This window comes from Luteitalea sp. (assembly GCF_022842525.1).
Lineage (GTDB): Bacteria > Acidobacteriota > Vicinamibacteria > Vicinamibacterales > Vicinamibacteraceae > Luteitalea.
This window is the reverse complement of the sequence record NZ_JALHPM010000215.1, coordinates 1-10,022: the sequence shown is the minus strand read 5'-3', so window position 1 is coordinate 10,022 and position 10,022 is coordinate 1. Positions and strand designations below refer to the sequence as shown.

Below are 10,022 nucleotides of genomic sequence, written 5' to 3'. Positions count from 1 at the left end.
GTGCGCCGGCGCGCCGCGCTGGCCATCGGCCGCGTCGGGATGCCGGCGGGTGTCGCGCCGCTCGTGGCTCGCCTCCAGGATCCGGATGCCGACGTCCGCGCGATGGTGGCGTTCGCCCTCGGGCTCCTCGGCGACCGCGCGGGTGTCGATCCCCTGATCACCACGCTCGGCGACCCGAACCCCCTCGTGAAGGGGCGTGCGGCACACGCGCTCGGGTTGCTGGGACCGACCACGGCGGCCGCGGCCGCGGCGCCGATCGCGCAGATGGTCCGGCAACTGGTCGAAGGCGGCGCCATCGCCGCTCCACCGGCCGACGATGCGGCGACGAGCAGCGTCGAGGCCGACGCGGTCCGCCGCGGGCTCGGGGCCCTGACGGCGCTGCGCAGCTACGACGGCCTGGCCACCGCCGTCCTCGACGCGCAGGGGCGTCCGCGGAGTTCCTGGTGGCCGATTGCCGCCGCGCTGTCGCGCGTCGGTGACGACCGCGCCGTGCCGGCGCTGGTCGAACTGGTGTCCTCGAACTCGCCCTTCACCGCGGGATACGCGGTGCGAGGCCTCGGCGAGCGCCAGGCGACCACGGCGCTGCCCACCCTGCTCCCGCTGCTCGAGGCCTCGAGGCAGGTCCACCCGCAGGTGCGCGTGTCGGCCGTCAGAGCCGCGGGGCAGCTGCGTGACGCGCGTGCCACGGCCGGCCTGCTCGGCCTGTTGCGGCAGAAGGACGTGCCGCTCGGGCTCGAACTCGAGATCGTGACGGCACTCGCGCAGATCGGTGCCCGCGAGGCCGAGCCCGACGTCATCGATCGCCTGACGTCGCGGTCGCCGTTCGTGCGTGCGGCGGCCCTGCGCGCCCTCGCGCGCATCGACTCGCTGTCGTTCACGACGGTGCTGTCGGGGCTGGACCCCGATGGCGACTGGCGCGTGCGCGGCGCCCTGGCCGACGCGCTGCCGACGTTGTCGCTCGAGAACGCCACGCCGATGCTGGAGCGGTTGCTGGCCGACCCCGACGCACGCGTGCTGCCGCCGGCGCTGCGCGCGGCTCACCAGTTGAAGTGGCCCGGTCTCGAGAAGCACCTCGCGTCGGTGCTGACGCGTGACGATGTGCTGGTGCGCGCCGAAGCGGCGTCGATCGCCGGCGAGGCGAAGCTGGTGGCCCTGCGCGAGGCGCTCGTCGCCGCGTGGCAGCGGTCACGCAGTGACTCGAGCGACGACGCGCGTTGGGCCAGCCTGCAGGCGCTGGCGGCCATCGACCCGGCGGCGGCGCGCGGCCCGATGGAGGAGACGCTGGCCGATCGCGACTGGGCGATGCGGTTGCGCGCGGCGCGCTGGCTGGTGGCGCAGGATCCGGCCAGTGACGCGCTCGGGCGCATCCGGCCGGCCCCGGTCGCCGTGGCGGGGGATCTGTATGCGTCGACGCGGTTGATCACGCCGGCGTATTCGCCGCAGGCCTACATCGAGACGGCCAAGGGCACGGTGCAGGTGGAACTCGCGGTGCTCGACGCGCCGCTGACGGTGGAGAACTTCATCACGCTGGCGCGCAAGGGCTACTTCAACGGCCTGCAGATCCATCGGGTGGTGCCGGCCTTCGTGGTCCAGGACGGCGACCCGCGTGGTGATGGCAGCGGTGGTCCCGGCTACAGCATCCGCGACGAACTCAACGATCGGCCGTACGCGCGGGGTACGGTGGGCATGGCGCTGTCGGGGCCGGACACGGGCGGCAGCCAGTGGTTCGTGACGCATGCGCCACAGCCGCATCTCGAAGGTCGCTACACGGTGTTCGGCCAGGTCGTCTCGGGGATGGACGTCGTCGATCGGCTCGAGGTGGGTGACACCATCACGCGGGTGCGGATCTGGGACGGCGTGACGGCGCCACAGTAACGCCGGACGCCGGACACGAAAAGAGGCGCGGTGGTGCCGCGCCTCTGCGATGTCCTCTGACCATCGCTATCGTTTCTTGGCCGCCGTCTTGGCTGCCGGTGTCTTCACGGCGGCCTTCTTCGCTGCTGCTTTCTTGGCCATGGCGTATCCCCCCTTTCCAGGCGGTCTACTCGGCCGGCCGCTCGCAGGCAATCACGTGCGCTCGCAACGCTGTCTCCCGCGCTCACGACCCGTGAGAGGCAGTGAGAACAGCCGTTCGTTACGGCCGGAAATGGCCGGCGGCCGCCGATCGAGTCTGGCAGCCGCCGCGTGTCCAACTGACGAGGCCACCCGGAGGGCAGCACTCGTTGCGGCGTGGCGACGAAGCGCCAGAGCCGCGAGGCCGACTACCGCTTCTTCGCGGCCTTCTTCGTAGCCGTCTTCTTGGCTGCTGCCGGCTTCTTCGCCGCGGCCTTCTTGGCTGCCTTCTTCGCCATTCTTCCTCCTAGGTTGCCGGTCGCTCGCTCCGTGAGCCGTCATTGGCCCATCACTACAGGTGGATTGAGCTACCCTGCCTCACACAAGATGTAGATTATGGATGAGAAAATTGGCTTGTCAAGCATAAAGACAGCGTGATTGTCAAAAAGATTTGCCCAGCCACGCCCACCCCTGGTCGAGCCGGCTAGCGCAAACCTCGAGCCTTGTCAAACTTGACAAATCAAACCCTTTGCTTACGTTCCTGCGCCGACTCCCGCCTGGCATTCCGGCGCGCGTTTGCGGGGCCTGACGCGCCGCGCGTCCCCTGATCAGTAAGGACTGAAGCACGCATACGCGCCCCCTGCGGGCACGCCACGCGGAGGCCACGACATCACGTGCAGGACGCGATGTCGTGGGCCCTCGACCGGGTGTTTTCGGGGAGGAGACCTATTTGCGGATGGGGATGATCTAGAACGCCGAGACGCGCAACTGCTGCTTCTCGGCGTGCCGCTCGAGCGCCAGCTGCACCAGACGATCGACGAGCTCGGGATACGCGAGGCCGGTCGCCGCCCACAGCTTGCTGTACATGCTGATGGTCGTGAAGCCGGGCATCGTGTTGATCTCGTTGACGAACACCTCACCGCTGTCGCCATCGACCAGGAAGTCGACGCGGCTGAGACCCGCGCCATCGACGGCGCGGAACGCCGCGATGGCCAGCGCCTGCAGGCGTGAGCCCATCTCGTCGGGGACATCGGCTGGAATGGCGAGCCGACTCGCGCCGTCGAGGTACTTGGCCTCGTAGTCGTAGAACTCGCGCGACGGCACGATCTCGCCGGGCACCGAGGCGATCGGCTCGTCGTTGCCGAGCACGGCCACTTCGATCTCGCGGGCGGCCGGCACGCCGGCCTCGACGACGACCTTGCGATCGTAGTCGGCGGCGAGCTTCAGGGCCTCGACCAGCTCGTCGCGCGTGCGGGCCTTGGAGATGCCGACACTGGATCCGAGATTGGCCGGCTTGACGAACAGCGGCAGACCGAGCTGCGCGAGGAGTTCGTCGGCGACCACCTCGGTCTCGGCCAGCACGCGCCGACGCAACACGACGGCGTAGGCGCACTGCGGCAGGCCGTGCGCCGCGAATACGCGCTTCATCAGCGCCTTGTCCATGCCGACCGACGAGGCCAGCACGCCGCAGCCGACGTAGGGCACGTTGGCCAGTTCGAGCAGGCCCTGCACGGTGCCATCCTCGCCATGCGGCCCGTGCAGCACCGGGAAGATGACGTCCAGCCCGACCCCGGTGACGATGGCGCGGGGTTCGTCCTCGCCCCGGGTGGGGGTGCGGTCGATGGCGAGGATGGTCTCCTCGCTCGGCCGGGGCAGCAGGTGCACCTCGCGTCCGGCGCGCAGCGCCTTCATCTCCGATCGGGTCTGTTCGATGACCTCGGAGGCCGACGCGGCCGTCGGTGGCTTGTCGGCCAGTGACCATCGCCCGTCACGGTCGATGCGGATCGGCACCGGCTCGTAGCGAGCGCGATCGAGGTTGGCCATGACGGCAGCGGCTGAGGCGATCGAGACTTCGTGCTCGCCCGAGCGGCCACCATAGATGACGCCCACGCGCAGTTTCTTCAAGGTCTTTGGGGGTCCCGGAGACGGCCGGAATGGCCGGATGGATGCCGTAGTATAGCCGAATGCCCGGGGCCTTCGCGTTCACGCTGACGGGCCGGGACGGGCAGGCACGCACGGGACGCCTGCAGACGCCGCACGGCAGCGTCGAGACTCCGGCGTTCATGCCGGTCGGCACCCGCGGGGCCGTCCGTGGCGTGACGCAACGGGCGCTCGAAGAGGCCGGCGCCGCCATCGTCCTGGCCAACACCTATCACCTCTATCTCAGGCCCGGCGACGATCTGATCGCCGAGCGTGGCGGTCTGCACCGGTTCATCGGCTGGCCCGGCCCGATCTTGACCGACAGCGGTGGCTACCAGATCTTCAGCCTCGGCCCGCTGGTGAAGATCACCGAGGAGGGGGCCCGGTTCCAGTCGCACCTGGACGGCTCACGGCATGCGCTCACGCCGGAGAAGGTCGTCGACATCCAGGCCCAGCTCGGCCCCGACATCGCCATGGTGCTCGACGAGTGCCTGGCGGCGCCGGCGTCGGAGGCGGCGACGGCCGCGTCCCTCGACCTGACCCTGCGCTGGGCGCGCCGCTCGCGCGACCGCTTCCTCCAGCTGCAGGCCGGCCCGGTGCCGGGCGTCACGGTCAGCACCCCGGGCCAGGCCCAGTTCGGCATCGTCCAGGGGGGGGTCTATCCCCATCTGCGCGAGAAGAGCGCGGCGGCCCTCCAGGCGATCGGCTTCGAGTCCTATGCCATCGGCGGCCTCAGCGTCGGCGAGTCGGTGGCGACCATGTACGAGGTGGTGGGCTACACCACGCCGCTGCTGCCGGAGGATCGGCCGCGGTACCTCATGGGCACCGGCATGCCCGACGACCTGGTCGAGTGCGTGGCGCGGGGGATCGACATGTTCGACTGCGTCCTGCCGACGCGCAACGCCCGCAACGGGCAGGTCTTCACGCCGGACGGGCCGATCAACCTCCGCAACGCCCGCTTCGCCCGCGACGATCGGCCCATCGACGACCAGTGCCCCTGCGAGACCTGCCGACGCCATTCCCGGGCCTACCTGCGCCATCTTTTCCACAACAAGGAGATGAACGCGGGCACGCTCGCAAGCATCCACAATCTCGTCTTTTACCTTGACACCCTCAGGCGGATCCGACAGGCTATCGGTTTCGGGTTGTTCGAGCAGTTTCGACAGGACTTTCACCGCCGCTTCTCCCGGACAACCCCGAGTTCCTGATGCTCTCCTCGAGTGTGCTCGTTCGTTCGCTCCTTGCCCTGTCGGCCCCGGCCGATCCCAACGCCAGCCCGTGGCTGTCGTTGCTGCCGTTCGTCATCATTCTCGGCATCTTCTACGCGATGGTGCTGATGCCGATGAAGAAGCGGCAGCAGAAGGTCGCCGACTTCCAGAGCAGCCTGAAGCTCGGCGACAAGGTCATCACCACCGGCGGCCTCTACGGCACCATCACCCGCCTCGGCGAGCAGCACGTGCAGCTCCAGATTGCGCCGCAGGTCCGCATCGATGTCGCTCGCGCGGCCGTCGGCGGCCTGCAGGGGCAGGACCCCGTCGTCGTGCCCGACCAGGGCGCCTCGTAACTCCTCATGACAAGCAACCTTCGCTGGAAAGTGATCGCCATCCTCGTGGTGGTCGCGCTGGCCGTCGTGGCCTTCTACCCGCCCAAGGACAAGGTCAAGCTCGGGCTCGACCTCAAGGGCGGCGTCCACCTCGTGCTCCGCGTCCAGACCGACGATGCGCTGAAGCTCGAGACGGAGACGAGCGCCGAGCGCCTGCGCGACGAGCTGTCGCGCCAGGGCGTCTCGATCGGCGCCGTGTCGCCACAGGACGTCCGATCGTTCCGCGTGGAGGGCGTGCCCGGCGACCGTGATGCCGACTTCCGTCGCATCGCCGAGGAGTGGGTCGGCCAGGTGTTCGACCGCGCGTCCGGCACCGGTGGGGCCTACACCTTCACCCTCAAGACCGCGCAGGTGGCGCGGCTCCGCCAGGAAGCGGTGGCGCAGGCCCTCCAGACCATCGAGCGCCGCGTCAACGAACTCGGCGTCGCCGAGCCGATCGTCGCGCCGCACGGCGAGGGCGACCAGATCCTCGTCCAGATGCCGGGCGTGACCGACGTCGCCCGCGCCAAGGAGATCATCCGGTCCACCGCCCTGCTCGAGCTCAAGATCGTCGAGGATGGCCCGGCGCCGTCACGCGACGCCCTGCTGGCGGCCCGCGGCGGCCAGGTGCCGCCCGACCTCGAGATCGTGCCGGGCGCCGCCGAAGCCGGTGGCACCGGTCCGGTCTTCTATCTGGTCAAGCGTGTCGCCGGCATCACCGGTCGCGACCTGCGCAACGCGCGTCCCTCGCTCGACGAGAACAACCAGCCGGCGGTCGGCTTCTCGCTCAACCAGCAGGGCGCCGACAAGTTCAGCAAGCTGACCAGCGAGAACATCGGCCGGCAGCTCGCCATCATCCTCGACGGCCGCATCCAGAGCGCGCCGACGATCGAAGGCCGGATCTACGACGAAGGCCGCATCTCGGGGTCGTTCACGTCGCAGGAAGTGCAGGACCTGTCGCTGACGCTGCGCTCGGGCGCGCTGCCCGCCAGCCTGACCTACCTCGAGGAACGCACGGTCGGCCCATCGCTCGGCGCCGACTCGATTCGCGCCGGCGTCCTGGCCTCGGCCATCGGCCTCGGGCTGGTCACGCTGTTCATGCTGGCCTACTACAAGCTGACCGGCATCAACGCGCTCGTCTCCGTCTCGCTCAACCTGCTTATCCTGCTCGGCTTCATGGCCTACATCGGCGCCGTGATGACCCTGCCTGGCATCGCCGGCTTCATCCTGACGATCGGCATGGGCGTCGACTCGAACGTGCTGATCTTCGAGCGCATCAAGGAAGAACTCGGCTCCGGCAAGTCGGCGCGCGCCGCCGTCTCGGCCGGCTTCGATCGCGTCTTCCTGACCATTCTCGACACGCACGTCGCGTCGCTCATCTCGGCGGCGTTCCTGTTCCAGTTCGGCACCGGGCCCATCCGCGGTTTCGCGACGACGCTGTTCTTCGGGTTGCTGTCCAATGTGTTCACCGCGGTGTTCGTGTCCCGGACGCTGTTCGAACTCATCCTCTCGCGTCGCCCGCAGGGCGCGAAGCTGAGCATCTGAGGGCGTCATGGATCTGTTCTCGAACACCAACTACAACTTCACCAAGTGGCGCTGGCACGCCCTGGCGTTCTCGGCCATCCTCATCGTGCTGGGGATCGTCCAGATTGCGCGCCACGGGTTGCCGCTCGGCATCGACTTCTCGGGCGGCACCATCGTCGTCCTGAAGTTCCAGCAGCCGACGTCGGAAGAGGCCGTGCGCACCGCGCTCGACACGATCCCCGGCGAGAAGGTCGTGCAGCAGTACGGTGACGCCAGCGCCAACGAGGTGCTGGTGCGCCTGCCGCAGGCCCAGCAGACCGAGCAGGGCACCAGCCTCGAGCAGGGCGCCACGCAGGTGCTCAACGCCGTGCGGGCCGCCAACCTCGGCACCTTCGAGGTGATCAGCACCGAGATCGTCGGGCCGGTCATCGGCAAGGACCTGCAGCGCAAGGGGCTCTACGCCACCTTCGCCAGCATCCTCGGCATCACCCTCTACATCGCCTTCCGCTTCCGGCTGTCGTTCGCCATCGGCGCCATCGCGGCGACGCTGCACGACGTCATCGTCACGCTGGCGGTGCTGACGTTCTTCGGCTATGAGCTGTCGCTCAACGTCATCGCGGCGATCCTGACCATCACCGGCTACTCGGTCAACGACACCATCGTCATCTTCGACCGCGTCCGCGAGAACTTCCGGACGATGCGCGGGGCGTCGCTGGAGCACCAGGTCAACACCTCGGTCAACCAGACGCTGAGCCGCACGATCATCACGGCCGGCACCACCTTCCTGTCGGTGCTCGCCCTGTACATCTTCGGCGGCGAGGTCCTCGAGGGCTTCGCCTTCACGATGCTCGTCGGCATCATCAGCGGCACGTACTCGACCGTGTTCATCGCCTCGGCCAGCGCCATCGCGCTGAGCAAGAACGAAGCGAACACCCCCGCCGCGCCGTCGGCGTCGGCCCGTTCGGCGTCGGATCGTCCGCGCCGCCGTGAGCGGCGCAACGCGTAGGCGGCGCGCGTGCCGGTGCACGTCGCTGCCGCGCTGCTGGGCGCGGTGCAGGGACTCACCGAGTTCCTGCCCGTCTCCAGTTCCGCGCACCTCATCCTCGCGCGCGCCTTCTTCGGCTGGGATGACCGCGGCTTCGGCCTCGCCTTCGACGTGGCGACCCACGTCGGCACACTGCTGGCCATCGTCGTCTACTTCCGCGAAGACACCCTGGGCATGCTGCGGGCCCTCCCGCGCGTCGCTGCCGGCACCGACGCAGACGCCCGGCGCGCCCGTCTCATCGCCATCGGCACGATTCCCGTGGTGATCGTCGGCGGGCTGCTGGCCGACGTCATCGAAGCGCACACGCGGACGCCGCTCGTGGCCGCCGTCACGCTGGCGGCGGGCGCGTTGCTGTTCCTGCTGGTCGAGCGCGTCGGCGAGCAGTGGCGCCAGGACGACCGCGGCATGAGCGTTGGCCAGGCCCTGGTGTTCGGCCTCGCGCAGACCACGGCGCCGGTGCCGGGCGTCTCGCGGTCGGGCGCGACGATCGTCGCCGGCATGCTGATGGGATTCACCCGCGCGGGTGCGGCGCGCTTCGGATTCCTGCTCGGTATCCCGGCCATCGTGGCCGCTGCGGCCAAGGAGGCGATCGATCTGCGTCAGGTCGGCCTCACGCCCGGCGACGCCACGCTCTTCCTGATTGGCGGCGCGACGGCCTTCGTCGTGGGCTACCTCGCGATCCGTTTCTTCATGCGCTACCTCGGTTCGCACTCGCTGGCCGTCTTCGCCTGGTACCGGCTGGCGCTGGCCGGCACCGTCGTCGCCTGGGCGATGACCCGCTGACATGTGGAACTACCTGCAACGCCGCTTCGTGGCCGGATTCTTCGTCACGGTGCCGCTGGCGCTCAGCGTGGCGGCCCTGCTCTGGATCTTCGGCCTCGCCGATGCGCTCACCTCGCCGGTGGTGGAGCAGATCTTCGGCCGCCGTGTGCCCGGCCTGGGCATCGCGGTGACGGGCGCGGGCATTCTCGTGGTGGGTGTCTTCGCGGCCAACGTGCTCGGCCGTCGACTGCTCCAGCGCGCCGATCACTACCTGTTGCTCGTGCCGCTGTTCCGATCGATCTACGCGCCGGTGAAGCAACTGGTGTGGGCGTTCAATCCGCAGAACGAGTCGGGCTTCAAGCGGGTGGTGCTGGTGGAGGAGCCCAACCGTGGCATGGTCCTGGGGTTTCTGACGCGGGAGCTGACGGTGCCGGATGCGTCGGGGACGCCTGAGCCGTGGGTGGCGGTGTACGTCCCCACCAACCATCTGTACCTCGGCGACGTCCTCCTCTACAGGCAGGAGCGCGTGCGGTTTCCGGAGATCACGGTCGAGGAAGGGGTTCGCATCTTCCTCACCGGCGGCATGGCGCTGCCGGCGTCGATCATGACGTCGGCGGGGGCGACGGAGACGCTGTCTGCAGGGCCGGAGGGGAGGCTCGGCGGGGGCACGGAAGTCACGCGTCAGGGCGGCTTTTGACACGCGCGGAGTTGCGCGCATAACATGCGCCTTCTGCGACCTCAGCGGGGACGCGGCCGTGCCGTCAGGATGAGGCACGGTCGTGTGCGGTGCTGGTGAAGGGCGCGAGCGAGCCTCGGAAATTTTGTCCACGGCACCCGTGGCCCGAATCCCGAAAACCGGTGTCAAAGAGGACATCGGAGTTCGTTGACACTGTTTTTTTGCTGTCGCTATAATCGCCGCCTCACGACGGTATAGATGCAGCGTCTGGGTCGGTAGGAGGACAGGCCAGTGCCGAAAGACATGTTCGGGGATGTGGTCGAGCCATCCATCAAGGTTGGTTCGCAGAAGTGGTACACGGTCCCCGTTTCGATCATTCTCCACGTGCTCGTGCTGGGCTCGGTGGTCATCATCCCGCTGATGGCGATGGATGCGCTGCCCGAGGTCTCCGGGAGCATGTC

8 protein-coding genes are annotated in these 10,022 nt (G+C 68.8%); 7 read left to right on the top strand and 1 reads right to left on the bottom strand.

Annotated elements, in window-relative coordinates; genetic code table 11:
• Positions 1 to 1,875: HEAT repeat domain-containing protein (locus tag Q0C41_RS26855; RefSeq protein ID WP_291989293.1), on the top strand; the 1,875-nt coding region annotated here is incomplete at its 5' end.
• A 924-nt stretch (positions 1,876 to 2,799) separates the two neighbouring features.
• Here the strand turns inward: Q0C41_RS26855 and Q0C41_RS26850 are convergent.
• The gene (locus Q0C41_RS26850; protein WP_291989291.1) at positions 2,800 to 3,942 is read right to left on the bottom strand and encodes a D-alanine--D-alanine ligase family protein; all 1,143 of its coding nucleotides are present in this window, start codon (positions 3,940 to 3,942) and stop codon (positions 2,800 to 2,802) included.
• Between the two features lie 74 nt (positions 3,943 to 4,016).
• Here Q0C41_RS26850 and tgt point away from each other — a divergent pair, with 74 nt between their 5' ends.
• Genes tgt through Q0C41_RS26820 form a run of 6 tightly spaced genes read left to right on the top strand, consistent with a single transcriptional unit; the run spans position 4,017 to position 9,582 of the window.
• Positions 4,017 to 5,180 carry a tRNA guanosine(34) transglycosylase Tgt gene (tgt, locus tag Q0C41_RS26845; RefSeq protein WP_291989288.1) on the top strand — a complete coding sequence of 388 codons (1,164 nt, stop codon included), beginning with the start codon at positions 4,017 to 4,019 and terminating at the stop codon, positions 5,178 to 5,180.
• On the top strand, positions 5,180 to 5,536 hold the full coding sequence (yajC, locus tag Q0C41_RS26840) for a preprotein translocase subunit YajC (RefSeq protein WP_291989286.1): 357 nt from the start codon (positions 5,180 to 5,182) through the stop codon (positions 5,534 to 5,536). The genes tgt and yajC overlap by 1 nt, the downstream gene beginning before the upstream one ends.
• A 6-nt stretch (positions 5,537 to 5,542) precedes the next feature.
• Positions 5,543 to 7,099, top strand: a complete 1,557-nt coding sequence (gene secD, locus Q0C41_RS26835; protein ID WP_291989284.1) for a protein translocase subunit SecD — start codon at positions 5,543 to 5,545, stop codon at positions 7,097 to 7,099.
• A 7-nt stretch (positions 7,100 to 7,106) separates the two neighbouring features.
• Positions 7,107 to 8,084, top strand: a complete 978-nt coding sequence (secF, locus tag Q0C41_RS26830) for a protein translocase subunit SecF (protein ID WP_291989263.1) — start codon at positions 7,107 to 7,109, stop codon at positions 8,082 to 8,084.
• Positions 8,085 to 8,093: 9 nt separating this feature from the next.
• On the top strand, positions 8,094 to 8,906 hold the full coding sequence (gene uppP / locus Q0C41_RS26825) for an undecaprenyl-diphosphatase UppP (RefSeq protein ID WP_291989261.1): 813 nt from the start codon (positions 8,094 to 8,096) through the stop codon (positions 8,904 to 8,906).
• Between the two features lies 1 nt (position 8,907).
• Complete coding sequence (locus Q0C41_RS26820; protein ID WP_291989259.1) at positions 8,908 to 9,582, top strand: DUF502 domain-containing protein; 675 nt, start codon at positions 8,908 to 8,910, stop codon at positions 9,580 to 9,582.
• Positions 9,583 to 10,022: the final 440 nt, after the last annotated feature.